Source organism: Rhizobium sp. AN68, from assembly GCF_030758035.1.
Taxonomy (GTDB): domain Bacteria; phylum Pseudomonadota; class Alphaproteobacteria; order Rhizobiales; family Rhizobiaceae; genus Agrobacterium; species Agrobacterium tumefaciens.
In genome coordinates this window covers 643,091-669,567 of sequence record NZ_JARWMI010000001.1, presented here as the reverse complement: position 1 = coordinate 669,567, position 26,477 = coordinate 643,091, and the positions used below count along the sequence as shown (strand labels likewise).

Genomic DNA, 26,477 nt, shown 5'->3' with positions numbered 1-26,477 from the left:
AAGGTTGGCCATGAACGATTTCGTCGCAATAAATGTTGAAACCATCCGGCCGGAGACCGTGGCGGATCGTATCGCAAGGGTTCTCAGGGAAGCGATTTCCGGTGGAGAGCTTCGCGGTGGCGTCGCGCTCCGACAAGACGAGCTGGCCGCACGATTTGGGTTCAGCCGCATGCCTGTGCGTGATGCCTTGAGGCTTCTGGAAAGCGAGGGCCTCGTAACCATTCACCCGACAAAGGGGGCCTTCGTGGCAAGAATAGATGCCAAGGAGATTGCGGAGATCTATTCCATTCGCTCGCTACTGGAGACGGAAGCCTTGCGCCTATCATATGTAGGGCTGACGACAGCCGATTTGGACAGGGCGGCAACATTTCTCGCCCAGATCGACGCTGAGAAGGATGTGGGACGTTGGGGGACGCTGAATAAGCAGTTCCACATGACACTTTACGGCGCCTGCCAAAATGAGCGGCTCATCGGCCTTATCGCTACCCACCATGATGCAGCCGACCGCTACGTACGTGTATTGCTATCCAGCTTGGACTATGAGCAGCAATCGCAGGAGGAGCACCGTGCTCTGCTAAAGGCTTGCAGAGATCGGAATATCGACGCTGCAAGTGCAATTTTGCAGCGTCATTTGCTTGAAGGAAGTCGCAAGCTCAGCACGGCCGCCCAGTCGAGCTAAGGCGGCTCGCCGGTTCAGCGTTCGAGACGGGCGAAAGTACGCTTGACTTAGGAGATTCGCTGCCGTTGAGACGGGTAACAGGTTCATTTTTTGCTCTTGATGAGAGGTGAACCGCTGACCCCCACACCGCGGAAGTAGGAATCTACCCTGACAGACCGTTGCGTTATCACGACCTCTTCGGAAGTTTCGACTTAAAACTATCTTTCGCTTCGGCTGAAAGTGGACAAAGAGTGATTTTAGCTTAACGTCGCGAACGCATCGGGCGGGCTCAAGGTGGATTAGGCGTGGGCTTCTTCGGGACATTTGATAGGCTGCATCACGGTTTTCAACCTCAGCCGGATTGTCACCAATAGGTTGGGGGCCATCGCCCGCGCGGATTATCTCATGCCAGCTGGAACGATGTAACAATGCATGTGCTTCTTTAGAGTGATACGGTACCAGCCGTCCTGGACCTCGTACCCCCGGTGATCGATGACAATATTTACCGTCCGACACGTCACGTCCTATCGTTATAAACGGCCGGTTGAGTTCGGAGAGCACAGACTTTTGTTCAGACCGAGAGACAGTTTCGATCAGACGCTGCTGAGCTCCCGACTCCTCATCGACCCGGAACCGGACTATCTTCGTTGGATCCATGATGTGTTCGGAAACTGCGTCGCAGTCATAGGCTTTGCTCAACCCTCACGTGAGCTCCGCTTCGAAACCGTCATTCGCCTTGACCATACACCCTATGTCGCAATTGATCTGCAAATCGATCAGGACGCTTTGACTTACCCGTTTTCATATGATCCAGACGAAGCGCTGGATCTGGAACGAACCATCCAGCGCCATTACGCTGATCCACATGATCAGGTCGGTAAATGGGCGCGCCAATTCGTGCGAATCGGGCAACCCACTGAAACCGGGCACCTGCTGATGACGTTGTGCTACGCCATCCATGAAAGTTTCATCTATGCCCGACGACAAGAGCATGGAACGCAAGCGCCGACCGAGACGCTGCAGCTTCGCAAGGGAACCTGCCGCGACTTCGCGCTACTTATGATGGAGGCCGCTCGATCACTTGGGTTCGCGGCCAGGTTCGTCACGGGCTATATCTACGTTCCAGACCGAGACGGATCAATCACCCTTGGCGGCGGTTCCACCCATGCGTGGTGCCAGATCTATTTGCCGGGCGCCGGTTGGGCTGAGTTCGACCCAACCAACGGTATCGTGGGCAACCGTGATCTTATCCGTGTTGGGGTGGCGCGGGATCCGAAGCAGGCAGTTCCTTTGTGGGGAAGTTACGACGGAACAGCCGCTGACTACGAGGGCATGTCAGTCCAGGTCAACGTCACAACGGATGATCGCATCGAAACTGTGCTCAACTGATCGGAACGCATTGCCTATCCCGGCGTTTGCCGCCCAAGCTAGTCTCACGGCAATTCGCCGGCGCAACGGAATTTTATGATGAAGATACCGCGACCGGGTGAACCGACAGTTTTTCGCGCCTGCGACAAACATGCACGATGTTGATTAGTGAGAATGTGTGCTCCTATCCGAGCGGCGAGACACGAGCTAACAAACTTGGCAATAGCAGCTTTCCCTCACGGTAGGTGTACGGCGAGACTCAGGGACCGATTCCCCTATCTGTAGGTTGCGTTGAGTTTCACATGCTGCTGGAAAACGCGTCTGAATTCGCGGTAACTCTCAAACCCAAGAGAGGTCGCCAACCGAACCACCGTCGACTGGGTGACGGAACAACAAACAGCAAGGGAAGTTGCTGTCCCGAAGGCGACGACTTCCGGGCAAGCGACAGCAGTTCGCGCTACTCTCTCTTGATGGCTCGATAGCCTCAAGCTTTTGACCTCAAGCATGTTTCTCAAATCATATACTGTTTTGGGCTTCTGAACTGTTGATTTCGTTGCCATGACGATTGTCTTTCGCCCCGCCGATGCGTTTCTGAGTGGCTGATTTTTCCAATACCTATGTGATGGCAGGAGCAATATCGGCCCCTGCCATCTATGCCTTCAACTCACAGGAACCGGCTGTTTTTTCGACACGGATTCAATCGCAGCAAGTGCAATCGCCAGAGCGTTGCGAGCATCAGCTCCTGTTGGTGCATTCTGAACAACACCGTTACGAACAGCATCGACAAAGGAAGCAAGCTGCGCCGTATAGGCCTGAACGAAGTGGTCCGTATCGCGCCGCCATGTGTCGTTGGATACGCCAGTAGCGTCGAACAGCGTCATGCTAGAACGTCGTACGTCGCCCATCGCAACCATTCCGCCGGAGCCGAATACTTCGCCGCGAATATCGTAGCCGTACATTGCAGAGAAGTTTGCTTCCGCAACCGCGATGGAGCCGTTGTCAAAACGAATATTGACGACGGCGGTATCGAGGAAGCCTGTATTGCGTGCGTCCGAGCGAACCAGCGCATCTGCCATTGCAAACACTTCGACAGGCTTTGCGCCGGGGTTCAACCAAAGCAGGGTGTCGAAGTCGTGGATCAACGTTTCATAAAAGATGGTCCACAAAGGAATCCTGTCTGGGTCGCCGCCGAACGGACCAGGATCACGCGTTAGCGACCGGATGAGTTGAACTGCGCCGACCTTTCCGGCATCGATCGCTTCGCGGCCTTCGGCAAATGCCTGGTCCCAGCGACGATTAAAACCGACCTGCAGCGGAACGCCTGCGGCCTTCGCGGCTGCAATGCCGCGGTCCGCATCTTCAAGCGTGAGCGCCATTGGCTTCTCGCAGAAAATCGCTTTGCCGGCCTCCGCAGCCTGCACGAGGATATTGGTGTGAAAGCGTGCGGGTGTCGCAATGATGACCGCATCCAGACCGGGGTTAGAAAGCATTTCTGCAACGTCGGTGTAAGAAGCGTCGGCGCCCAGGCTCTCCGCAAGCTTTGTAGCGGCGACGGGGGCGGGGTCGGCGACGGCTATCAGCTCCGCGTCCACAAGCCTTTTTGCGACGCTCTCACCATGAAACGAACCGATGCGCCCTGCCCCGATAAGTCCGACGTTGACTGTTTTGACCTTGGTCATGATTTTTAGTCCTGTTTTTGAAATCAGAGAGTGAAGGCTTCGCGGAAGGCAGCAAGCGCGGTGTCGGCATCTCCGGATGCCCATGCTTCCATCCCGATCGGGCCGGAGTAGCCCATGTGGCTCAGGGCTCTTGCGATCCCCTTCCAGTTCACTTCGCCGGTGCCCGGCTCAAATCGCCCGGGTACATCGGCCACCTGAATCTCACCGATCCACGGCAGGCTGCTTCGGCAAAGTTCGATCAGGTTCCCCTCACCGATCTGCGCGTGGTAGAGGTCCAGGTTCAAACGCAGGCGCGGGTGGTCGATGCTCGATACGAGTGCCAACGTGTCTTCGGCGCGCCCGAACGGAACGCCGGGGTGATCGACGGGAAGATTGAGGTTTTCCAGCGTGAAAACCACGTTTTCTTCTTCCGCGAGGTCGACGATTCGGCGTAGCGTATCCTGAGCCTTCAGCCACATGGCTCCCGGGACGACCTCGACAGGCTGAATCGGTAGTCCACGATCCCCGAGGCCAGTGCCGTGAAGGTTGAGGCGCTGCACGCCAAGACGTTTACCGATCTGAGCTGTTTCGCGCGCGGTTCTCAAAAGTTCGGCTGCACCTTCTTCATCCGTAAGGCGCCCGGTCAGGTAACCGTTCATAATTGTGAAGGTCGCACCTGTGGCTTCGAGCTTGGCGATGTCGTGCTCTGGCCAATTCCAGAGGCCCACGCCAAATCCCTGCTCCTTCAATCGGGAAGCGCGCCATTCGATAGGCTTGTCCCGCCACAGCATCTCCGCGCAGGCGGCTAACGGAAACGGGGTGTTATTCGTACTGCTCATTTGGGGTGGTTCCCTGGATTTTGGATATGACTGTCCCAAGGCCCGGCGAACGCGCCGGGCCAAAATTCATGTTTCCAAGTGTCTTCAGATGGTGCCGCCCAGCTCCGCGGAGATCGACTGGAGTTCTTTGCCGCCGGCCATCAGTTTCTGCAGGCCATCGAGGCTGATTTCATGTTTGGCAAATGTGCCAAGCGTCTTTCCCCTGTTCAGAGCTGTAAAACGGTTGCCGACGGCAAAAGCGTGTCTGACGTTGTGGGTAATGAAAATCACGCCCAGACCTTTGCGACGAACCTGATCGATGTACTTTAGGACCATCGAGGTTTGTGCAACACCGAGTGCAGATGTCGGTTCATCGAGAATGAGGACTTTCGCCCCGAAATACACGGCGCGTGCGATCGCCACGCATTGACGTTCGCCACCGGAGAGCGTGCCGACGGCCTGCCCGGGTTCACGAACATCGATGCCAATTCTCTTCATTTCTTCGCTGGTCACGCGATCCGCGAATTCCATGTCCATGTATTTGAACGGACCGAAACCCTTCAACGGCTCGCGACCCATGAAGAAGTTTCTAGTGACAGACATCAGCGGGATCATCGCCAGATCCTGGTAGACGGTAGCAATCCCCGCATCGAGCGCATCTCTTGGCCCGGTAAAGAGATGTTGTTTCCCCTCGACGAGGAAGTCGCCGGATGTCGGTCTGTGAACGCCGGAAAGAGTATTGATCAGAGTTGATTTTCCGGCTCCGTTATCTCCGAGGAGGCACAGAACCTCTCCTGCGTGAACACTCAGCGAAACGCCGTTGAGTGCGATAATCGAGCCGAAGTGCTTTACGAGGTTCTTGACCTCGACGAGTGGTGTCTGGCTCGTGCTCATCAGCGTTCTCCCGTCACACGCTTGCGAATGATGTTGTTGAAAATAACCGCAATCAGCAGCATCCCGCCGAGGAAGACGAGGTACCAATCCTGGTCGATTGACGTGTAGGTGAGACCGATCAAGACCATGCCGAAGACGATGGATCCGAAGAACGCACCGATTGCCGAACCATATCCTCCAGTCAGGAGACATCCGCCGATGACGGCCGCAATGATGGCTTCGAACTCCTTCTGAAATCCCCGTCGTGCGTCCGTTGAACCCGCATCAAGCACGGTGAGGATCGCGACAAGAGTGGCGCACATGGCGGTAACAATGAAGAGGGTCGTCTTTACGCGCGCGACGGGAACACCCGACTTGCGAGCTGACTTCGGGTCGCCTCCGGATGCAAAGATCCAGTTTCCAAACCTCGTGCGCAGCAGAACCCAGGTCGCGACGAGTGCAATCAGCACAAACCAGAGGATTTCTACGGGGATACCGGGGACTTTCGGCGTTCCATTGGGGAAGGTCTCGATGACGCCTGCACTGCCAAGCCACGTGAAGAGGCCCGGGAAGGCATCGCCTGAAAACAGCGGCGCAAGGGGACTGTCCGCCACAGCTTCCCTCATGCCGCGAAGCTGTGTTGAACCGCCGCTCGCCCACTTCAGTCCGACGAGCGTGAGGCCACGAAGAATGAAGAGAAACGCAAGCGTTACTATGAACGATGGAAGTCCGGTGCGCATGGTGAGCTGGGCGTTGGTGACACCGATGACCACGGCGAAAGCAAGCGCGATCAGGATCGCGACGCTGAGCGGCAGATTAAGGACCACAAGGGCCGTGCCAAAAACTAGCCCTGCGAACGCGACCATCGAGCCGATCGACAGATCGAATTCGCCGCCGATCATCAAGAGTGCCGCGCCAACCGCAAGAATCCCCAGTTGAGCAGCTGGCGCCATGAAGTTTACAACGCCTGCAAGTGTGAACATGGCGGGGTTTGCGGTCAGCATGAAGAATGTTGTGACGAGCACCAGTCCTGCGACTGCGCCGAGTTCCGGACGTCGCGCGAGCGCGGTCAAAGTCGAAACCTTTTTCAGGCGCTCGTCGGATCGAGTCGGGGACCCGTTCTGTTCGTTGGCCAGCGTCATGGTCGTACCTCAGATGTCAGTTGTTTACGTGCGCCATCGGCTGCCGTTCACGCTTCACGCGGATCGGATGTCGGGCGATGAGGGCAGCCCCCGCTGGAGGTGCGGGAGCTGCCGGATGGGTCTCGCTCAGCGGATACCCTGGGAGGATTTCTCGATCACCGAAGCGGCGGTATCCTTCTCGACAAAGCTCGGACCCGAGGCAACGTTTCCAGCAGGAATCGTGCCATATCTTGCATTCAGCGCGAGGAATGTGACTGGCAGATATCCCTGGAGATAGGGTTGCTGATCCACGGCAAAAAGCGCCTTGCCTTCCGAAACAGCCTTCAGGAAATTGGCCGAGAGATCGAAAGAAGCGACCTTGACCTTGTCGCCATTGCCCATCTTCTCGACAACAGCAACCGCTCGCTCACCGACGAGCGGTGCCGACAGGCCAAGCACGACATCGACAGAAGAATCCGAGGTTAAAGCAGCCTGGATCTTTGATTCAATTTCCGCCGGGTCGGCGGACGTCGGCAGGACCGTTACCTTTCCACCTTCGAAGCCCTTGGCGGTACCTGCGCAGCGCTGGTCAAGGGCGGCATTTCCCACCTCCTGGTTTACGCACAGCACATGCTTCATGCCCAGAGACTTGAGTTTTTCGCCGACCTTGGCCCCTGCGGTAAGTTCGTCCTGGCCAACATGAAGCTTGATGCCAAGCTTTTCCGTTGCGGCAATGCCGGAATTCATGGAAATGACGGGGATACCGGCCGCGATGGCCTTGGCAATCGCCGGGCCTAGCGCATCCGGATCGGGATTGGAAATTACAATGCCCGCCGGGTTTTGATTGACTGCGGCCTCAATGAGCTGAGCCATTGCGACCATATCGAAGGTCTCGGGTGCCCGGTAGTCAACCTTGGCATTGATGTCCTTGCCGGCCTGCATCATTCCGTTTTTCACGATCGACCAGAAGGGGTCAGAAGCTTGTCCATGAGTGACGGCGATGATGCTGGGCTGCTCCTCGGCTTTGACGCCAACCGACCAAGCGCCAATCAGTGACACGGCAATAGCCGCAGAAGCGAAATTCTTCCAAATGGATTTCATTTTTTCCTCCTCAATGTCACCCACTCCTCTGAGTGACGAATTCGAATGCTACCGGGTGCAAATGTGTTTGCTACCGGGTGCAAGCGGGTGCATGTTATGTCAGAATGCGTTAAAAGCAAGCATTCATTTCACTGAATCAAAAAAATGGAATTTATGTTCCATTACCGGAGAGTTTATGCGGAAGAGAGCAACGGCTAAACAGGTGGCAGATGCGGCGGGAGTCTCCAAGTGGACCGTGATACGAGCTTTCACACCGGGAGCTTCGATTACCGACGAAAGCAAGCGGAAGGTACTGGAGACCGCTGCAGCTTTGAACTACACGCCGAACCTTCTTGCACGAAGCCTTGCTACCAACTCGACGGGGCAGATCGCTGTCTTCGTGGACGACTTTTCGAACCCCCAAAAGCTTCCTTTCCTTGAGGCGCTTACCGAGAAGCTCCAGGCCGCAGGCCTGGTCGTGATGCTGATCAATATCAATAGCCACTTTAACCATGTGAACGCACTTCTCCATGCGGACCAGCGTCAGGTCGATGCCATCATTCTGTTTGGTACAGCGTTTCGCGACGAAACCCTGACAGACCTGCAGCACGGACGCGGCATGCCGCCTATGTTCGTGCTTGCACGTGACAGTCAGATCGACGGCGTGCCAGCGGTTGTCTGCGACGCGGAACTTGCTCTCAGGGAGATCGTCGACCACCTTCATGCGCAGGGATACAAACGCCCGGGCTTCATGAGCGGTGCTGCCGCTTTGTCCACGGCTTTAAAAAGAAGCCATTACTTCACGGAGTTCTGGGCAGAAAAAGGCATCCAAAACATCGTCCAAATGAGCGCGGAAAAATACAGTCTGGACGCTGGTGCGGCCTCGGTGAGGAAGTACTTAAGCGAGACTTCACCGCAAGATCGCGTCGATGTGCTAATGTGCGAAAACGACATTCTGGCGATGGGCGCAATGGATGAGATCCGGGCAAACTTTCGCCTTCAAGTTCCCGAAGATATTGCGATAGTGGGTTTCGACAACTACGAGATATCCGGTTCGTTCGGATACGATATTACCACCTACGAGCAACCGCGCGACGAAATGATTGATGCAATTCTGAGTATGATCAAGGGGAGTTCGGCTTTGAAGACGGTAACTCTTCGGGGAGAGCTTGTCGTTCGACGCTCAACTTAAACGCTGTCGACTGATCACAGTTGACTATTCTTTAGGACCATCCGATCAGAACGACACAAAGTCGCGGCGAAGCTTGGATGTCATCCAACCTGGATTTCATCAACGAGGCAGGCGTGCAGTGTGCGTACCAACCGCCTTGGACGGAATCGAGCCGTCGACCTGCCACTACTTCAAATGCAAACTCGCAGATAACCACGCCAGATCAAGTACCTGGCCTACTTGGAATGTCGGGAAGGGGGTCGCGCGGGGACTGTCTGGTGTTGGGGTGTCAAAGGCTAGAGCGAACATCGAAGAATCTGCCGCCTTGTCCGAGTTCGGCCATTGCGGCATCGGCGTCGATGGTCACTGAAATGGCCTTGCCCAAACTGAGGGCGTACTTGCAAAAAACGCCGAGCGAACCATTCATGGCCTCCGGGCGACCATCGCCCCATCCTTGACCTCTATCGCCCAGGAACGGCTGAACTACTTCGCAGCCGCTCGTTACGATCTAGAGCCATCAGGAACTGCTCTCACGACGATCCCGTCACTCTGTCCGTAATGGAGTGAGCGACGGGACAGCAGATGAAGCCTAGCTTGACATGCTTCAGCCGAGGGGTGAATAGTCGGTATAGCCTCGCTCGTCGCCCACGTAGTAGCTGGACGGGTCGGACGGCGCCAATGGGGCATTTTGACGGAAGCGTTCGGGCAGGTCCGGGTTGCTAATGAAGAGAGTTCCGAACGTCACCGCGTCCGCCAGATTGCTTGCTATCGCCCGCTCGCCACTTTCTCGGTCATATCCAACGTTTACGACAAACAAGCCGGAGAACCGCTTTCTCGCCTCGGGCGCCAGCAGCTTGAGACCCTCGGGAAGCTGCGCCGACTCCATGAAGTGAAGAATGCCCACCTTCCTCGTTTCGAGAGCTTCGACGGCGAACATATAGGTGCCCTCCAGGTCGCTATCGCCCATGTCGTTATAGGGTATCCGGGGCGAGAGCCTGACCGAAACACGGGAAGCCCCAAATACCCGGATTGCGGCGTCGGTTGCTTCGAGCAGGAAGCGGGCGCGGTTTTCGACAGGGCCGCCATAGGCGTCCGTTCTCTTGTTGGAACCGTCCTCGAGGAATTGGGCCGGCAGATAGCCGTTGGCGCCATGCACCTCAACCCCATCGAAACCAGCGGCCTTGGCCGCACGCGCGGCGGCCTCGTAGTCCTGAATCGTACTGTGGATCTCGTCGAGGGTGAGAGCCCGGGGCGTGACGGTCGGCTTTGGCCCCTCGGGCGTGAAAGCCTGGCTATTGAAGGGCACAGCCGACGGCGCGACAGGCAAGGCTCCGCCATGGAAGTCTGGATGAGAAGCGCGGCCGGTATGCCAGAGTTGGGCGAAGATGAGGCCCCCGGCGTTGTGCACGGCCCGGGTGACCTTTCGCCATCCCTCGATCTGCTCGGCCGTGTGGATTCCGGCGTATTCGTCCAGCCGATCGCCTGCTCGCTGATCTGAGTCCCCTCAGAGATGATCAGGCCAGCGGTGGCGCGTTGGGCGTAGTAGTTTGCAGTGAGTTCGTTCGCCACATGGTCTGGTGACCGCGCTCTTGTCATCGGGGCCATGAAGACGCGGTTCTTGAATTCGAACATCTCGGTCTTCAGCGGGGTCAGCAGTTTTAACTCAGTCATTTTGACGCTCCAGTTGATCTGGACGCCTAGGTATACGTTGTAGACTTGCTGTCAATCAGGCACTTTGAATCGCCTTGGTAGGCCTGAGGATACCTGGTCGCCGTCTTGGTTGGGCTCAATCAGCGCGTTTTCCCAGCTGAATACCGCTGAAACCGTCATCTGATCGTCGGGCGTCGAAGGCTTCTCGCGCTGCATTGACCTCCGGCAGCTTGTCCAGCGTCCACCGGTGAAGCTCGCCGAACGGCTTTTGCAGTGTTTGGCCCAGCTTTGTGATCTCATACTCCACAGCCACCGGCGATACGGACACGATGCGACGAGTGATGAGGCCGTTGCGTTCCAGTTTGCGGAGACACTGTGTCAGAGCCTTCTGGCTCACGCCCTCCAGACGCTTACGGATGAGGTTGAACCGATGAGGTCCGTCCGACAGAACCGCCAGAACCATCATGGACCATTTATCGGCGATCTGATCGAAGAGTGTCCTGCTGGGGCAGTCCGAGGAGAAGCAAATCGGATCTAATTCCATGACGATACGCACCTTCACAATCCATCCATGTCGATATCTTTATGCGCACAGGTAGCCCATGTATACTTGTATTTCCCGAGGCTCTCCCTCAACACAAACTTCAGCCGGGTGCAGCAGACTCAAAATGGCCGGATGTGGGGTGCGAAGCGATCATTGCGTGCGGACCGCGAGTGGCCCATCAAAACCGCGCTGCCAGCATCGTGTACTTGAAGGGAATCGAACCAAAGTCCACCGCCTCCGATAAACTAAGATGCTGTAACTTTAATGCTCAGCGTGGAAAGGTTCGTTCGCGACACAAAGGTTCCAGCATCGCTTTACAGCAACACATTTCACCTCAGCGAGGAGCCCCTGGTGCGCGAGCTCAGAGACACCTATCAGGGTCCACGCATAGGTTCCCTTCGGAAACACCTCGTTTTTGACTGTCCGGAACACGTCCATGTGCTTGGACATTTCGACGTGATAGCTTGTCATTTCCACGATGTCATCGAACGTGCAATGAGCGGCTTCGAGGACAATCCGTAAATTGTCCCACATAGCTCTGAATTGCTCTAAAGGATCGTGAATAATCTTGAGATCCTTGGTCCGCCCGACTTGGCCGACGACGTAAATTGTGTCTCCGACTTTAACCGCGGGAGCATAGCCGGCTCGACTGACGATCTCCTGCATCTCGTCGGGTATAATGATCTCTCGATCCATAGTGGTCCTCGCAATCTTTGCTGGTTGCTAGCGGCACTGATACAAGCGTCGCGAATTTTCAAGCGCCGTTGGATGAAAAAGTTGAAACGGCCAGCGATGTCGGACAGTCCTTCACATCGCCCGCCGGAGTGACAGACCGGCAAGGTCGAAAAGCGGGAACGTCATTGCGCTTACCCCTGTGCCGAGAGATCGTGGATCGCGGCACTGGTGACGCGGTGATAGACCTTGCCGTCGAACATGGTCAGCAGTTGCTGTGTCTGTTCGCGCGACTGGAAGCGTGCGTCGCAGGCCATGGCGCGCTCGAGCGCGGCCTGATCCGGATAGGTGATGGCCAGAAGCAGGGGCATGGACGGCGCACCCTCGTCGCGTTCGAGCTCGCGGCAGACGGCAACGCTCACCGCGCCGTCAAATTTGGCCCATAGCGGCGTCAGCGTTTTCTCTACGAAACTGTAGAATTCGTCCTCCTTGCCGGCCTTGATCGTTCCAACGAATTCTGCGTAGCGGATCAGCATGTCATTCCTCCTCGTTAGGCCTTCGGGCCGTCGTAAAACTTCATCAGGGCGGCATTGTCCGCCGCACCGAGACCTGCGGAGACCATCAGCCGATGGATCTCCATGCAAAGCGATGTCATGGGCATTGCCGTGCCGGTGTGGATGGCTAGTGACTGCGCGGCTGAGAGATCCTTGACCATGTTGTCGATGCGGCCGCTCGGCGAGTAGTCGTTGCGCGCCATCTTACCCATGAACTCCTGCAGGATCGCACTGTCGGCGCGGCCGCCACTCAGCGCCGCGGGAATCCGCTGCGCATCCACACCGGAATCGATTGCCAGCTTGGTCGCCTCGGCCACGGCGACGAAATTGAGCGCACACAGGACCTGGTTGATCAGCTTGGTTGTCTGGCCAGCACCGCTCGGGCCCATGAGAGTCAGGTTTTGGCACAGGTCGTCGAGGATTGGCTTCGCCTCGGCAAAATCTACCGGGTCGCCCCCGACCATGACGGTGAGCTTACCCTCCAGCGCCTTCGGTGCGCCGCCCGAAAGCGGGCAATCCAGCCACTTCATACCGGACTCAAGGGCATCCGCGCAGAGCTGGCGTGTTGCGATCGGATCGATCGACGACATGTCGATGACCACGGTCCCCTGATGGGCTCCTTCTGCGACCCCTTTTTCGCCGAAGACGGCCTCTCGAACGATCCGCGCCGAGTTCAGGCTGAGAACAACGGCGTCGGCGCGAGCGGCCGCATCCGATGCCGACGTCGCCGGGGATGCGCCCTTGGCCTCAAGCTGCGCGAGCTTGGCCTGATCCAGGTCGAATGCGATCAAATCATGCCCTGCTGACAGAAGGCGCGAACCAATCGCATTTCCCATCACACCACAGCCGATGAGCGCGATTTTCCGTTTGGTGGACATAGCAATTCCTCTTCTGCCAAAGGCAGCCAATGTTTCGCGATAGAATGGACGGCTCGATCAGCCGTCTTCAGACCGTAGGAAGGCCTGGAGCTCAGGTGTCTTCGGCGATGAAAAGAATTCGGAAGACGGGCCTTCCTCGTGGATCACTCCGTCCTTCATGAAGATCGTCCTGTTGGCGACCCGACGAGCGAAACCCATTTCATGGGTGACCAACAGCATCGTCATGCCCTGACGGCCGAGGCTTTCGATTACAGCAAGCACTTCGCCGGTCAGTTCCGGGTCGAGTGCGGATGTGACTTCATCGAACAGAAGGACCTTGGGATGCATGGCCAGTGATCGTGCGATGGCGATACGCTGCTGCTGTCCACCCGAAAGCATATCGGGATAGGCATCGAAGCGATCTTCCAGGCCGACCAGTGCGAGACACCGCTTGGCTTCTTCACGGGCCGCAGCCTTGGCCTCGCCTTTTACCTGAATGGGCGCGAGCATGATGTTTTCGCCAGCGGTCAGGTGAGGGAACAGATTGTAGCTCTGGAAAACGATGCCGACGTCGCGTCGCAGTTCGCGCAGCGCGGCGGGTTTGCGTGACATCGCATGGCCGGCGATCTGAATCTCGCCGCTGTTGATCGTTTCCAAACCGTTGAGGCATCTCAGGAAGGTACTTTTCCCAGACCCGCTTCGGCCGATCAGTGCGACGACCTCACCGCCCCCAACTGTCAGGGAAACGCCCTTAAGCACTTCCAGCGGCCCGAAGCTTTTCCGGATATTGTTTGCGACTACTACGGACATCTCAAATCTCCTGGTGGGGACGCGAGGTGCGACAAGGCACCTCGCGATAGGCCGCGCTTAGAAGGATGGCAGAGCTGGCATCGGTGTCTTCATCCACTTCTCGTAGATTTGCCCCAGTTCTCCGCTCTGGTTGTGAACGAACAGGACGGTATTCAACCAGTGCAGAAGATCCGGATCGCCGCGACGCATGCCGACGCCGTAGAAGCTCTGAAGATAGGTCACCTTTTCCTCGAACTTGCTATCGGGATAGCGCTGCTGGAGCTGAGCTGCGATGTAATTGACGGTCCCGATTGCGTCGACCTGCCCGGCAACGAGTGCGTTTAGCGTCGTGCTGTCGTCGTCAAAGCGAACCAGTTCCATACCGTCGATCTTAGCCGCAGAAAGGATCTTCTCATGCGCGGTTCCGCGAGGCACGCCGACGCGCTTGCCTTTCAAGTCTTCGAGGCTTTTGATCTCGGTACCCTGGGGGGCGATGATGACCGACTTGTGCCCGCCGTACGGATTGGAAAAAGCAACAGACAGGGCGCGTTCGGTATAGATGCCGAAGCTGGCAACAACGAAGTCGACCTTGCCGGTCTGAAGCGACGGGATGCGGCTCTGGCCGGTAACGGGCACAAGCTCGAGCTGGACGCCGAGATCCTTCGCGAGCAGCTTCGCAACATCGACGTCAAGGCCATCGGGTTGCATCTGCTGATTGGTCACTCCGAAGGGAGGAACGGATAGATCCACGCCAATCATGACCTTTTTGCGGGCGATGATGTCGTCGAGCGATGAGGCGGAAGCAGCGGTTGTTCCAAACGCGATTGCCAATCCGACAAGGGGCATGAGTAGAGACTTTAAGCGCATTGTTATCCTCACAGTTTTTGAGTTCCGGGTTTAGTGAAAACGACCTTCTGCGTGTCGTTAAGAATTTAGGCGCGCGATCCGCGTTTGGCGGCTCGATGCTCCAGCCAGAGGCTGATTTGTGTCAGCGGGAAGCAGACGATGAAATAAAGTGCGGCAACCGCCAGGAAGGATTTCAGCGGCTCGAACGTGGCATTGCTGACGAGTTGTCCGGCACGTGTGATCTCGATGAAGCCGATGATCGACGCAATCGACGTTTGTTTGATGATCTGCACCAGGAAGCCGACAGTCGAAGGCATTGCCAGCCGGACCGCTTGCGGCACAATGACGAAGCGGAGGACCTTCAGCGGGTGCATGGCGAGTGCCTCGGCACTTTCCCACTGTGCTTTGGGAATGGCGCGCAAGGCGCTTTCCCAGATGGCACCAAGGAACGCCGCCGAATTTATGGTCAAGGCGATTGCGGCCGCCGTGATCGCGCTAAGCTCGAAGCCGAAAAGCGACGGCGCGTAGTAGCAGATGAACATCAGGATCAGCAGCGGCAATCCCTGGATGAATTGCATGTAAGCCGATGTCAAAGTTCTCAGTGTCCGGCTGGTCGATATCCGCAGCAGGGCAAGTGCCGCCCCAAGTATCCCCCCGCCTACGAAGGCGATTGCGGTCAGGGTCAGGGTCCATTGAAGGGCATAGACGATGAAGAGGAATTCGTTGGTACCGAATGTGCGCATATCATGCCCTCCCGAGGAGTTTACGGCGCGAACGTGTGAATATCAGCAGACCTGCAGCGTTGAGGATGGCTCGGAAGACAAAGTTGAGGGTTACGTAGATCGCGGCGATTACCAGATAGACTTCCATCGTCCGGAACGTCTCGGAACTTGCGATCATCGCAGCCCCTGTCAGGTCCTCGACGCCGATCGCCGATACAAGGCTGGTCGAGAGCATCAGTAGGACGCATTGCGAAACGACCGGCGTGAATACCTTCTCCAGTGCGGGCGGCAGGATCACGAACCGAAGTGTCTGGAGGTACGTCAGCCCGAGGCTTTCCGCCGCTTCGAACTGGCTCCGGTGAGTGGCCTGAATGCCGCCTCTAACGATCTCGGCAATATAGCCGCCATTGTTCAGGATGAGCGCGACCAGCACCGATGTCAGGGGAGAAAGCCGTAGCCCAAGGCTTGGCAGTGCGAAGAAGATCACGAAGATCTGCACCAGCAGCGGCGTATTGCGCATCAGTTCCACGTAACAGCGTACAAGCAGGCGCGGCACAAGTCCGGGAAGCGTGGAAACGACCGCGCAGAAGACGCCAAGGGCGAAGCCACCGAATATGCCCACGAATGAAAGCAGCATGGTCAGCCAGAGACCGCTGAGAAACTGCGACAGATATGGGACCAACGATGCGAACTGGAATGTATATGCCATTTTGCCCTCGCGTATGGTGACAGTCCGTGCCCGGTTTTATTCGGCGCCCAAGGGACGGACGCGAATGTTCTTGCCCGCCTGTGCGATCGTATCGGGATGGCATAGATCGAGGGCTGCCGCGACGAGCCACCAGGTGTGGTCGGCCTGACGGATGATGAAGCACTCTGTACTGTGGCCGATCTGACCGAACTCCATTGCGTGACCCATGCAGATATGGCCGACTTCATCGGGCAGACCGACGGAAAGGCAGACATGCGCGCCGTAGGCCGAGTGGCGGAACGTGGGATCGCCATAGCGGTCGCCACGTTCTTCGGAGCGCTTCAGCATGACGGGATCGAATTCCCAGGTCTTGCCGATGTCGTGGCAAAGCCCGCCGGCCAGGAGAATGTCGCGATCAACCTTGGCTTCGGGATATGTGGCCTTGAACTCCTCGTAGATCGACAGTGCAAGCCGGGTCACGCCGCGCAGATGCGCGTCCTGCGTACCACGCTTGAGCGAAAAGATGTTCGGGCTTCCCTCGCCCTGGATGTCGGTGACGCGATCAAAAGATGAGCGCTCGAGAGCAAAAACCCAGGCGTCGATAACCTTCTCTCGAAGTTCGTCCGACTGGATATCCGCTATCTCAGGCAGATCTTCGAGAATATGCTCACGCGAAATCGTTTTGTACATTTTTTGATCACCTGAATAAACTGCTTATTGAGCGAGCTTAAGGTTGAATGAATTCAAAATCCAATTAGGATATTGGCAGGTATCGATCGAATTTTTCTATGGAAGAAAATGGCTCTCAGTTTCTCGGCGGTCGAAGCATTTTATTGGGCCTCTCAGTTGCGCAGCTTCAACGCCGCGGCAGAAAAGCTGAGCATCACGCAGCCGACGGTTTCGTATCGGATCAAGGAGTTGGAGGAACAACTCGGTGTTCCGCTTTTCATTCGGCAAAAACGGCAGCTGCAGCTGACCAGCGAGGGTGAAGCCCTCAAGCACTACGCCGAGGCGATGATCGGCATTGCCAGAGATATCGAATCTAACATCAAGACACGCAATACGCGCCTGCCGACGCTCAGAGTGGGTGTGATGGATAGTTTTGCCACAGTCTGCCTCCCGGCACTGCTGGACGAACTGGACGGCCGCTTTGCCGAGACCCGCGTTGCAGCAACTGTCGACACGAGCCATAACCTCGCCCGACAGCTTTCTGAAGGGCTTCTCGATATCGCCGTCCTGTCGACACCCCCCGAGCACGACAACGTTGCGCTGGAACTCCTCGGCCGTCAGACGGTGGAATGGTTTGCCAGCCCCAAACTTGAGATGCCCCGCGAATTCGTCTCGGACGCGATGCTCCTGCGACAACGGATATTCTCGACACCCGCGCCATCCAATCTCCACACCCTGACAACCACTGCTCTCAGCGGTAACCGCGAGCTTGGTCTTCGCCTCAATGTCTGCAACAGTCTTGGAGCCATCCTCAATCTGGTCGAAGCGGGCACGGGCATCAGCATATTGCCAGGCAGACTGCTTCATACGCAGCTTAAAGCAGGCAAGGTGCATTCGCTGCGGACCCACTCCCGTCTCCCGATGCAGGACGTGTTTATCGGGACCAACAAGGGCGCCGTGGTCAGGGCGTTACCGCAAGTGGCGCAGATGATCCGCAAGGTGAGCGTGGACGTCGCTTTCTGCGGCTGAACAACTGCGCGGTCGCGTCACGCTTCCTGAATACCCTCCAACCCGGCCGCGACCTCTTTTGCCAGTGCGACAAAGGTCTTGGCCGCGGCACTTCGGTAGCCGTGCCGGCGCTGCATCAGTACAGCGGTACGCTCGAGGCGCACCGGATCGAGTGCAATAGCCTTCAGATCCTGATGCGCGAAGGCGATTGTTGCGGGAAGGAGTGTAGAGAGACTTGTCCGGCGTACAATTTCGACCACTGCGCTTATGGAGTTGACCTCTATCTGAACACGCGGCTGAATGCTGTGCTGACGGCAGAATCGGTCGATCTGATCTCGCGTCGCAAACTCAGCACTCAACAGCACCAGTGACTCCGCGCTCAGCGCATCAAGTCCAACGGATCTTTCACTTGCCAGAGGGTGCCCGGCTCTGACGACTAGGGCGAGGGTTTCCACCAGGAGGGAGTCGAGGTCGAGATCTGCTGTCGGCGTGCCGGAAAACGCGATCCCCACATCGATCTCGTCAGACAGGAGTAGATTCTCCATGTGCTCCTGGGAAATCTCTCGCAGATTGAGGGAGATACTCGGGTAGCGGCTCTGAAACGCCCCGACCAAGGGCCCCACCAGATAGGTCGTGAAGGTCGGCGTCACCGCCACCCTCAGCGAACCACGGCTGAGGTCGTCGACGTCGTGGAGGGCGCGCTTGGCTTCAAGGAACTCCTGCGAAGCGCGGCGCACGTATTGCAGATAAACCTCCCCGGAGTCCGTCAATCGTGTCGTACGACCCGTTCGGTCGAACAGCTGCACACCCAAGCTCTCCTCCAACAACCTGACCTGCTGCGAAAGCGCCGGCTGGGAGACATGCAAGGCCTCCGCAGCCCGCGTGAAGCTCTCTTGCTCCGCCACTGCGAGAAAGTAACGAACCTGTCGAGAGAGCATATTAAGACCTATAAGATTATCTAATCCAGCGCATAATAAACGAGACTTTTACATTATGCCACGGTCTCCGTAGTTTCATCCTCGACAGATCGCGAAACGGAGATTGCAGCGATGAAAGACATTATTGACGGCTTTCTGAAATTTCAGCGGGAAGCCTTCCCTGAGCGGGTCAAGCTGTTCAAGGACTTAGCAAATCAGCAGAATCCGCGGGCTCTGTTCATTTCCTGCTCGGACAGCCGCCTGGTGCCTGAACTGGTTACTCAGCGCGAGCCGGGCGACCTCTTCGTCATCCGAAACGCCGGTAACATCGTTCCGTCTTACGGCCCCGAGCCGGGCGGCGTTTCTGCCTCCGTCGAATATGCGGTCGCGGCACTAAAGGTCTCTGACATTGTGATCTGCGGTCACTCCGATTGCGGTGCAATGACGGCCATCGCGACATGCAAATGCCTGGACCACATGCCTGCTGTGGGCAGTTGGTTGCGCTACGCGGACTCAGCCCGTGTGGTGAACGAGGCCCGGCAGCACAAGGACGAGCCTGCCAAGGTCGCATCCATGGTGCGTGAAAATGTCATCGCCCAGCTCGCCAATATCCAGACCCACCCGTCGGTGCGCCTGGCTCTCGAAGAGGGGCGCATAGCCTTGCATGGCTGGATTTACGACATCGCGAGCGGCCTTATCGAAGCTTTCGATGGCAGCAAGGGCGCCTTCGTTTCCCTTGCGGACAATCCCGAAGTCCAGGCCATCCAATATCAGGCCAGGCGCGCTGCCTGAGCCCCAATCCCAACCAAGGAGATAATACCAATGTTGCAGTCTCAAGCCACGCAGGCCGCTCGCCAAGACCTGACGGACGTCATCCTCGCATCGAAACTCAAGAAGGACCTGAGCTACGCCCAGATCACTGAAGGCACCGGTCTGTCGGAGGCCTTCGTCACCGCAGCCCTGCTCGGCCAGCATCCTCTCCCAGCGGACGCCGCCAAGGCCGTGGGCAAGACGCTCGATCTCGACGACGCCGCCGTTGCCCTGCTTCAGACGGTTCCGATCCGCGGCAGCATCGGGAATGGTTTGCCGACCGATCCGACCATCTACCGCTTCTACGAGATCGTGCAGGTCTATGGGACCACGCTGAAGGCTCTGGTCCATGAGAAATTCGGCGACGGCATTATCAGCGCCATCAACTTCAAGCTGAGCATCGAGAAGGTTGAAGATCCAGAAGGCGGCTCCCGAGCAGTCATTACGCTCGACGGCAAATACCTTCCTACAAAGCCGTTTTGACGATGCTGATAGCCACCGCAACGCCTTGCGCGCTCGGGCTACCTCTTTCCGGTCGCGGGGCCACGCCTCGCACCTGACACGGCCGCAACCACGGGCGCCGCCGTGAATTGCCCCCGGGTTGTGACCCGAGTTGATGTGCAGACAGCTCGGATCCTCAGGGGGCTTGCGGTATCAACCCGCTTGATTGCCTAAGGCACGCATAAGCGCACCCTGTCTGTACCAATCGGTGCAGCCCAATAGATTGATAGGTACATTCGCATGAAACGCCGCACTTTCATCACAGCCCTGCCCGCCGTTGCCCTCGTAGGTTCGGCACTTGCCGAAACCAGTCAAATCACGAAAGCTGCGACAGTGACACGCCCTCGGGTACCGCCCTTCACCCACGAAACCGCCATCGAAAAGGTCCGCCTGGCCGAGGACGGCTGGAACTCGCGGGATGCAGCGAAGGTCGCCTTGGCTTACTCGGTCGACACCCGCTGGCGTAACCGCGTCGAATTCGCTTCCAACCGGCAGGAAGCCCAGGCTTTCCTGGCCCGCAAATGGAATAAGGAACACGAATACCGGCTCATCAAGGAGCTTTGGGCCTTCACCGGCAACCGCGTCGCCGTTCGTTATGCCTATGAATATTGCGACGACAGCGGTCAGTGGTTCCGGGCCTATGGCAACGAGAACTGGCTTTTTGCCGCAGACGGTCTGATGTCGCACCGCCACTCTAGCATCAACGAGATGCCGATCGCCGAGGCGGATCGTAAGTTCCATTGGGAGCTGGGCCGCCGTCCAGACGCCCATCCATCGCTGAGCGATCTCGGCCTCTAAATCGCTCTATCAATGACGTTTGACCCCGCCGGCGCAGTCCTCAGCGCTGGCGCGTTCATTTTTAAGATCGGGCATCATTCCAGCCGGGTTGCGCTTGTCGTAACACTACAGTTCGAAATAGCCCCAGGTTTGGTGCTGCATCAATGTCGCGCATCGCCACGGTAAACATTTGGAGTTGCACCGGTCAATCGGCCGAATATTTTTCGGAATGCTGCGGGATCGGAGTATCCGACCGCCCAGGCAATGCTCTCGATGGAACCATTTGTCGTTTCCAGTAGCTGTCGCGCTTTCATGATGCGAACGTTCTGCAGATATTCGGTCAGTTTCAGCCGTGTCGCTCGGAAAAAGCGGCGCTGAAGTGTCCGTTCTGAAAGACGCACGTTCTCCGCCAACTCACCGATCGATTTTTGCAGCTCAGGCGTCGCATGAAAATGGTGCTGAACCTGCAGGACCTCCTTATCGCCATGATCGAAACGGGGAAGAAAAGCCTTGTACTGGCTCTGACTGCGACGCGGCGGATCAACGACAAGAAAGCGTGCCGTCTCAAGCATCACGGCCTGCCCGAGCAGCTTCTCGACAAGGAGCAGACCAAGATCAGCCCAGGCCAGAATTCCGCCAGCGGTGATGACATCGCCATCATCGATGATCATGTTATCGGGTGAGACGTCAATCTTGGGAAACTGTTCCGCAAGCCTGTCTGCAAAAGCCCAGTGGGTCGTGGCACGTCGGCCGTCGATGAGCCCGGTCTCAGCAAGGACAAACGCCCCGGCACAAATCGAACAGACCGTAACACCGCGCGCATGCTGGGACGCGAGCCATCGCGAAGCCGGGCTCATGCTTTTCATCTTCTCAGGCATGATGATGCTAGGCGGCGCGATGACGTAGCTCAACGCGTGTGGGATGCCAGGGCTTGAATCCCATATGCAGGATACGTCACCACCCTCCATCTTCCAGTGACTGACCCGAATGTTGCGATAAGTTGTCGGCGCCTGCAGATTTGTAGACCAGTCGTTGGCCACGCGAAACAGATCGGTCAGTCCATAGACGGCAGCCAGCTGACAATCCGGGTAAACCAGTAAGCCCACCTCAATGAAATCAGGCGCTTTGGTATTTGCCACTTTTGCCTCGGATAAAGTCATTTCCGCCACGTGTTTCCGCCAGATAATGGCGCTAAGTTCTCTTTGTCAAATACGGAATTCGCAAACACAGCGCGACAGGAGAAATACAATGGCATCCGACACAGATCGGTTTTTCGTGTCGAGACGCAGCGTACTAATCGGAAGCATCGCACTTGCCAGCGTGAGCATCCCGGCGCTCGCCTTCTCACAAACCTCTTCCACAAACAATTCATCACAAGGAGATATCGACATGGGCTTCGTAACAACTAAAGACGGCACTGAAATCTTTTACAAGGATTGGGGCTCCAAGGATGCTCAGCCCGTCGTCTTCCATCACGGCTGGCCGTTATCGTCTGACGACTGGGATGCCCAGATGCTGTTCTTCCTCGCCAACGGTTACCGGGTCGTTGCCCATGATCGCCGTGGCCACGGACGCTCTACCCAGGTTTCCGAAGGGCATGATATGGACCACTATGCCGCCGACGCTTTCGCTGTCGTCGAAGCGCTCGATCTGAAGAACGCAATCCACATCGGCCATTCCACCGGCGGTGGCGAGGTGGCGCGCTATGTGGCGAAGTTTGGTCAGCCGGCCGGTCGTGTCGCCAAGGCCGTTCTGGTATCGGCAGTCCCGCCGCTGATGCTGAAGACCGCAGCCAATCCCGAAGGCCTGCCGATCGAAGTGTTCGACGGCTTCCGTTCGGCGCTGGCGGCCAATCGGGCGCAATTCTTCCGCGATGTCCCGGCCGGCCCGTTCTACGGTTTTAACCGCGATGGCGCCAAGGTTCAGGAAGGCGTAATCCAGAATTGGTGGCGCCAGGGCATGATGGGCGGTGCAAAGGCTCATTATGACGGCATCAAGGCCTTCTCCGAAACCGACCAGACGGAAGACCTGAAGGCGATCACCGTCCCGACGCTCGTCCTGCACGGCGAGGACGACCAGATCGTGCCGATTGCTGATGCCGCCAGGAAGTCGATTAAGCTTCTGAAGAACGGCCAGATCAAGACCTATCCCGGCTTCTCTCACGGTATGCTCACCGTCAACGCCGACGTCCTGAACGCCGATCTGCTGGCCTTCATCAAGGGCTGACCCCGATACGGCGCGAATGATCCGCGCCGCGGCTGTCTCGGCCAATGAAACCGAAGGGCGGCGCTTTCGCCCCTCTTCGGCGACCGCAACCTGGCGAATCGCGCCGCATGCTCAAGCGATTCGCCAGCTCCGTCATAGTCAATTCATTTTCAGGAAAATCGGTCAAATTGCGTGCTGCCGCTGCGCTGAGAGGTCCGACAGGACTGGGCAGCGACGCGGTCAGGGACATCTCCGCCGGCGCGCCCACCGTGCTGGCAGATGTGTTCGCGCTCTATATCAAGACCAAGAATTTTCACTGGCATATGTCCGGATCGGATTTCCGCGATTGCCATCTGCTACTCGACGAGCACGGCGACGAACTGTTTGCGATGACCGATCCGCTCGCCGAACGGGTCCGCAAGGTTGGCGGCGACACGCTGCGGTCGATCGGCGACATCTCGCGCAAGCAACAATGATGCCGACTGCGTGCTTCCACATGGAATGCTCGCCGAACTGCGCGACGACAATGGCAGCCTTGTCGCAAGCATGCGCTCGCTGCATGACGTCTGCGATGAGTATGGCGACGTCGCGACCGCCAGTCTGATCGAGAACTGGATCGACGAAACCGAAAAGCGTGTCTGGTTTCCGTTCGAGATTCTGCGCGACACTAACGGCCAATGATTTGACCGAGGGTGCCCTGAATTCCGCTCCCCGCCCCTTGGGATCGCGGCGGCGGCGGAGCAAACCCGCATCTGGCTAATGGCGAATTGCTAATGGCAAGGGCGCCAACTGCCATCAGGATTTGATGCGAACCCAACGCGGGCAGGTCGATCGAGCGTCAAGGGAAACGGCGGATGGCCGATTGAAGCCAGACCCAGGTCGTCAGGGCAACCTTGGCGGCAATACCGACCCTACCCAGCCGGAGCGGAAATTGTTCGCGGCCCGACTAGGCGTCGTCGAACATCCCCGTCGGTAGGCCATCCATGCTGTATGTGTTCTTTTCCCGACGATAGATTTCGATACCATCACGGCCTTTTGCATCGGTCCATTGGTCAAGGCTTGGCCGCTCGGCCTTGTAGTCGAAAAGAGGGACGCCGAAGCCGCAAGAGGTTTGGACCAGGTCGATGTCCAGCAGAATGACCTGCCGGGCTCCTGAGGGCTCCGAACCGTTGTAGTGAGTGGTCAAGATATTTTCGTATTCGGGGCTGTCAAGGCGGATGGAGCGTCCGCGACCGTAAAGGCGCAAGATCATTGGCGGCCCTTCGACGGCACAAAACATGATCGTCAGCCGACCATCCGCGCGCAAATGCGCGGCGGTTTCGTTTCCACTCCCGGTCCTGTCCAGATAGACCACCGTATTTGCATCGACTACCCGCAGGCAGCCGGTCTCTCGCGGCGACACATTCACCCGGGAATGGCCGGTGGCCGAGGCGGTAAAGAAGATGTGCTGCCGACCGATAAAGTCCTGGAGACGAGCGTCGATGCTCTCGAATTGCTTTGCCACGGCCGATGCGTCCTTTTTGCTAACAAATATAGGAGATAGTCATTTAGTCGGCAGGAGATCATGCCTCCTCCGGTTCATCCAGAGTTCCTCATACAGCTCACAGAAGCGAGAGACCAGAGACGTTCCAAATGAAGGGGCCAACTTCAGGTGCAACATACGGCACCCTTTCGACGCTTACAGTCGTGGGTATATCGATGATGCGGCAGGCCCAGGTCCAAACAGAGCACCCGTCATCACGAAGAACGCGATGAGGGCCGACCGCGGCTATCGCAACCAGAAACACTGCGACGATCTTGCTACCAGTTTGCAGCAATGCTCGCGTCGTTACCGAGCGGGATCGATAGGATCACAGACCATCTCATACCACCGGCAGCCTCTGCGCTAACTCTCGGATCAGCACGCGCTCGTTCTCGGAGTAGTCGATTGGGACTTCGACAAGATGTACGCCGCCGCCCCTGAACGCATTATCCAAGGTCGTTTCCAGATCTTCGATGCGCTCGACGCGTGTGCCCTTTGCACCATAGGCCTCGGCGTATTTCACAAAATCGGGGTTGCCGAAGCTCATCCCGAAGTCGGTGAGCCTGTCGATCGCCTGCTTCCAGCGGATCATACCGTATGCATTGTCCTTGATCAGGAGGATGACAAGGTTGAGCCGCAGACGCACCGCGGTCTCGAGCTCTTGACTGTTCATCATGAAGCCGCCATCCCCACAGATAGCCATGACGCGCCGGGTCGGGTAAAGCATGGAGGCCATCATTGCGGAAGGTAAACCCGCCCCCATCGTCGCCAGGGCATTGTCGAGAAGCAGCGTATTCGCGACATGGGTCCGGTAATTGCGAGCGAACCAGATCTTGTACATGCCGTTGTCGAGCGCAAGGATCCCATCGGCTGGCATAACGGCGCGAACATCGTGGACTATCCGTTGCGGAATGAAGCGAGCTTCAAGCTCTCGATCGGCAATGCGTGCGAGGATCCCTTGCCTGAGATAGATCAGCGCTTTTGCGTTCGGAAGCCTGCCTTCGAGGCGGTCCGCCAGGAGCTTGAGGGTGGGGCCGATATCCCCGATCACCTCAGCCTGCGGGAAATAGACCTGCTCGACAGTGGCAGGCTGGTAGCCGACATGAACGACCTTGGCTCCGTGGACGTTCATGATGAAGGAAGGCTTCTCGATCGTGTCGTGCCCGATCGTGATGATGAGATCAGCCCGTTCGATGGCCTCGTGGACGTAGTCCCGTTCGGAAAGAGCGGCGGTGCCCAGATAAAGCTCCATACCGCCGGGAACGGTTCCCTTGCCCATCTGTGTCGTAAAATATGGTATCCCTGTGCGGATCACAAAATTTGCAAGATCAGCCGTCGATCGCGGACGCGAGGCTGCCGCACCGAGCATGATCAAGGGCCGTTCTGCAGCGCCGATCATTGCCGCGGCCCGATCTATCGCCTCGCCGCTCGCAACTGGAAGATCGAGAGCGTGTGGAGGAACCATGATGATCTCTCCGCCATCTGCCGCGGCGATATCCTCGGGCAATTCGAGATGAACTGGACCGGGGCGCTCTTCCTGCGCCACCCGAAAGGCCTCACGAACCAGGGTTGGAACCATCCTGGGCGAGATGATCTGACGCGTGAGCTTTGTCAGCGGCTTCATACTAGCGACGACGTCGATGACCTGAAAACGTGCCTGCCGGGAAGACATGACGCCATTTTGCCCCGTAATGAGGATCAACGGCATCCCACCAAGAAGGGCGTACGCCGCGCCGGTGGATAAGTTCAACGCGCCTGGCCCGAGCGTCGTAATACAGACGCCCGGCTTTCCTGTCAGCCGGCCATAGGTTGCCGCCATAAAGGCCGCCGCTTGCTCATGACGAGTGACGACCAACTTGATCCAGGATTTCCGCAGGGCTTCGACCACGAAAAGATTTTCCTCCCCGGGGATGCCAAAAATTTTTTCTACGCCCTCATTCTCAAGGGCCCTAACGAGCAGTTCAGCGCCAGTCATGGCCAATCTCCAAAACCACCGAGC

The 26,477-nt window shown here is 57.4% G+C and carries 26 protein-coding genes and 2 pseudogenes; 9 read left to right on the top strand and 19 right to left on the bottom strand.

Annotated features, from left to right (window positions below):
• Positions 1-10 precede the first annotated feature (10 nt).
• Together RBH71_RS03180 and RBH71_RS03175 are read left to right on the top strand one after the other, a co-directional pair.
• Positions 11-679, top strand: coding sequence for a GntR family transcriptional regulator (locus tag RBH71_RS03180; RefSeq protein WP_113556456.1), 669 nt, complete (start codon positions 11-13; stop codon positions 677-679).
• 471 nt (positions 680-1,150) lie between these two features.
• Positions 1,151-2,047, top strand: a complete 897-nt coding sequence (locus RBH71_RS03175) for a transglutaminase family protein (RefSeq protein ID WP_111800976.1) — start codon at positions 1,151-1,153, stop codon at positions 2,045-2,047.
• A 638-nt stretch (positions 2,048-2,685) separates the two neighbouring features.
• Here RBH71_RS03175 and RBH71_RS03170 read toward each other — a convergent pair.
• The 5 genes from RBH71_RS03170 to RBH71_RS03150 form a co-directional block, all read right to left on the bottom strand.
• Complete coding sequence (locus tag RBH71_RS03170) at positions 2,686-3,705, bottom strand: Gfo/Idh/MocA family oxidoreductase (RefSeq protein WP_112361297.1); 1,020 nt, start codon at positions 3,703-3,705, stop codon at positions 2,686-2,688.
• 23 nt (positions 3,706-3,728) lie between these two features.
• The gene (locus RBH71_RS03165; protein ID WP_323687064.1) at positions 3,729-4,523 is read right to left on the bottom strand and encodes a TIM barrel protein; all 795 of its coding nucleotides are present in this window, start codon (positions 4,521-4,523) and stop codon (positions 3,729-3,731) included.
• An 84-nt stretch (positions 4,524-4,607) separates the two neighbouring features.
• Entirely contained in the window at positions 4,608-5,396 is a 789-nt protein-coding gene (locus RBH71_RS03160) for an ATP-binding cassette domain-containing protein (RefSeq protein ID WP_113556458.1), read from the bottom strand.
• Entirely contained in the window at positions 5,396-6,517 is a 1,122-nt protein-coding gene (locus RBH71_RS03155; RefSeq protein ID WP_065662701.1) for an ABC transporter permease, read from the bottom strand. The genes RBH71_RS03160 and RBH71_RS03155 overlap by 1 nt, the downstream gene beginning before the upstream one ends.
• A 126-nt stretch (positions 6,518-6,643) precedes the next feature.
• A complete protein-coding gene (locus RBH71_RS03150) occupies positions 6,644-7,597 on the bottom strand; it encodes a sugar ABC transporter substrate-binding protein (protein ID WP_019565640.1) in 954 nt (317 codons plus the stop codon).
• Between the two features lie 175 nt (positions 7,598-7,772).
• On the opposite strand from RBH71_RS03150, the gene RBH71_RS03145 reads away from it, so the two are divergent.
• Positions 7,773-8,768: a LacI family DNA-binding transcriptional regulator gene (locus RBH71_RS03145; RefSeq protein ID WP_113556460.1), complete on the top strand. Its 996-nt coding sequence runs from the start codon at positions 7,773-7,775 to the stop codon at positions 8,766-8,768.
• Positions 8,769-9,351: 583 nt separating this feature from the next.
• On the opposite strand, the pseudogene RBH71_RS03140 reads toward RBH71_RS03145, so the two are convergent.
• The 10 genes and pseudogenes from RBH71_RS03140 to RBH71_RS03095 form a co-directional block, all read right to left on the bottom strand.
• Positions 9,352-10,352, bottom strand: a pseudogene (locus RBH71_RS03140) (alkene reductase).
• A gap of 181 nt (positions 10,353-10,533) precedes the next feature.
• Positions 10,534-10,941: a winged helix-turn-helix transcriptional regulator gene (locus RBH71_RS03135; protein ID WP_065706106.1), complete on the bottom strand. Its 408-nt coding sequence runs from the start codon at positions 10,939-10,941 to the stop codon at positions 10,534-10,536.
• A gap of 261 nt (positions 10,942-11,202) precedes the next feature.
• Positions 11,203-11,637 carry a RidA family protein gene (locus tag RBH71_RS03130; protein ID WP_113556462.1) on the bottom strand — a complete coding sequence of 145 codons (435 nt, stop codon included), beginning with the start codon at positions 11,635-11,637 and terminating at the stop codon, positions 11,203-11,205.
• A 170-nt stretch (positions 11,638-11,807) separates the two neighbouring features.
• Positions 11,808-12,149 carry a hypothetical protein gene (locus RBH71_RS03125; RefSeq protein ID WP_111796585.1) on the bottom strand — a complete coding sequence of 114 codons (342 nt, stop codon included), beginning with the start codon at positions 12,147-12,149 and terminating at the stop codon, positions 11,808-11,810.
• A 14-nt stretch (positions 12,150-12,163) separates the two neighbouring features.
• Positions 12,164-13,045 carry an NAD(P)-dependent oxidoreductase gene (locus tag RBH71_RS03120; RefSeq protein WP_113556463.1) on the bottom strand — a complete coding sequence of 294 codons (882 nt, stop codon included), beginning with the start codon at positions 13,043-13,045 and terminating at the stop codon, positions 12,164-12,166.
• Positions 13,046-13,102: 57 nt separating this feature from the next.
• On the bottom strand, positions 13,103-13,834 hold the full coding sequence (locus RBH71_RS03115) for an amino acid ABC transporter ATP-binding protein (protein ID WP_111800971.1): 732 nt from the start codon (positions 13,832-13,834) through the stop codon (positions 13,103-13,105).
• A gap of 57 nt (positions 13,835-13,891) precedes the next feature.
• A complete protein-coding gene (locus RBH71_RS03110) occupies positions 13,892-14,680 on the bottom strand; it encodes a transporter substrate-binding domain-containing protein (RefSeq protein ID WP_162632326.1) in 789 nt (262 codons plus the stop codon).
• Between the two features lie 65 nt (positions 14,681-14,745).
• Positions 14,746-15,402, bottom strand: coding sequence for an amino acid ABC transporter permease (locus RBH71_RS03105; RefSeq protein WP_035201049.1), 657 nt, complete (start codon positions 15,400-15,402; stop codon positions 14,746-14,748).
• 1 nt (position 15,403) lies between these two features.
• Positions 15,404-16,090, bottom strand: coding sequence for an amino acid ABC transporter permease (locus RBH71_RS03100; protein ID WP_076845996.1), 687 nt, complete (start codon positions 16,088-16,090; stop codon positions 15,404-15,406).
• Positions 16,091-16,126: 36 nt separating this feature from the next.
• On the bottom strand, positions 16,127-16,759 hold the full coding sequence (locus tag RBH71_RS03095) for an HD domain-containing protein (RefSeq protein WP_035201052.1): 633 nt from the start codon (positions 16,757-16,759) through the stop codon (positions 16,127-16,129).
• A gap of 108 nt (positions 16,760-16,867) precedes the next feature.
• Between RBH71_RS03095 and RBH71_RS03090 the strand changes: the two genes are divergently transcribed.
• Positions 16,868-17,767, top strand: a complete 900-nt coding sequence (locus RBH71_RS03090; protein ID WP_111800969.1) for a LysR family transcriptional regulator — start codon at positions 16,868-16,870, stop codon at positions 17,765-17,767.
• Positions 17,768-17,784: 17 nt separating this feature from the next.
• Here RBH71_RS03090 and cynR read toward each other — a convergent pair whose 3' ends face one another.
• Positions 17,785-18,684: a transcriptional regulator CynR gene (gene cynR / locus RBH71_RS03085; protein ID WP_112361294.1), complete on the bottom strand. Its 900-nt coding sequence runs from the start codon at positions 18,682-18,684 to the stop codon at positions 17,785-17,787.
• Positions 18,685-18,795: 111 nt separating this feature from the next.
• Between cynR and RBH71_RS03080 the strand changes: the two genes are divergently transcribed.
• From RBH71_RS03080 to RBH71_RS03070, 3 genes are all read left to right on the top strand, one after another.
• Positions 18,796-19,455, top strand: a complete 660-nt coding sequence (locus RBH71_RS03080; protein ID WP_113556464.1) for a carbonic anhydrase — start codon at positions 18,796-18,798, stop codon at positions 19,453-19,455.
• 30 nt (positions 19,456-19,485) lie between these two features.
• Entirely contained in the window at positions 19,486-19,956 is a 471-nt protein-coding gene (cynS, locus tag RBH71_RS03075) for a cyanase (RefSeq protein WP_111800966.1), read from the top strand.
• Between the two features lie 351 nt (positions 19,957-20,307).
• Complete coding sequence (locus RBH71_RS03070) at positions 20,308-20,772, top strand: DUF1348 family protein (protein ID WP_076846011.1); 465 nt, start codon at positions 20,308-20,310, stop codon at positions 20,770-20,772.
• A gap of 140 nt (positions 20,773-20,912) precedes the next feature.
• Here RBH71_RS03070 and RBH71_RS03065 read toward each other — a convergent pair whose 3' ends face one another.
• Positions 20,913-21,911 (bottom strand): GlxA family transcriptional regulator, encoded by a 999-nt coding sequence (locus RBH71_RS03065; protein ID WP_076845994.1) that lies wholly within the window; start codon positions 21,909-21,911, stop codon positions 20,913-20,915.
• 229 nt (positions 21,912-22,140) lie between these two features.
• Between RBH71_RS03065 and RBH71_RS03060 the strand changes: the two genes are divergently transcribed.
• On the top strand, positions 22,141-22,977 hold the full coding sequence (locus tag RBH71_RS03060) for an alpha/beta fold hydrolase (protein WP_076846010.1): 837 nt from the start codon (positions 22,141-22,143) through the stop codon (positions 22,975-22,977).
• A gap of 107 nt (positions 22,978-23,084) precedes the next feature.
• Positions 23,085-23,637 (top strand): annotated as a pseudogene (locus RBH71_RS03055) (Dps family protein).
• A 265-nt stretch (positions 23,638-23,902) separates the two neighbouring features.
• Here the strand turns inward: RBH71_RS03055 and RBH71_RS03050 are convergent.
• Both RBH71_RS03050 and RBH71_RS03045 read right to left on the bottom strand, forming a co-directional pair.
• The gene (locus tag RBH71_RS03050; protein ID WP_323687063.1) at positions 23,903-24,460 is read right to left on the bottom strand and encodes a pyridoxamine 5'-phosphate oxidase family protein; all 558 of its coding nucleotides are present in this window, start codon (positions 24,458-24,460) and stop codon (positions 23,903-23,905) included.
• Between the two features lie 358 nt (positions 24,461-24,818).
• The gene (locus RBH71_RS03045; protein ID WP_323687062.1) at positions 24,819-26,453 is read right to left on the bottom strand and encodes an acetolactate synthase large subunit; all 1,635 of its coding nucleotides are present in this window, start codon (positions 26,451-26,453) and stop codon (positions 24,819-24,821) included.
• Positions 26,454-26,477: the final 24 nt, after the last annotated feature.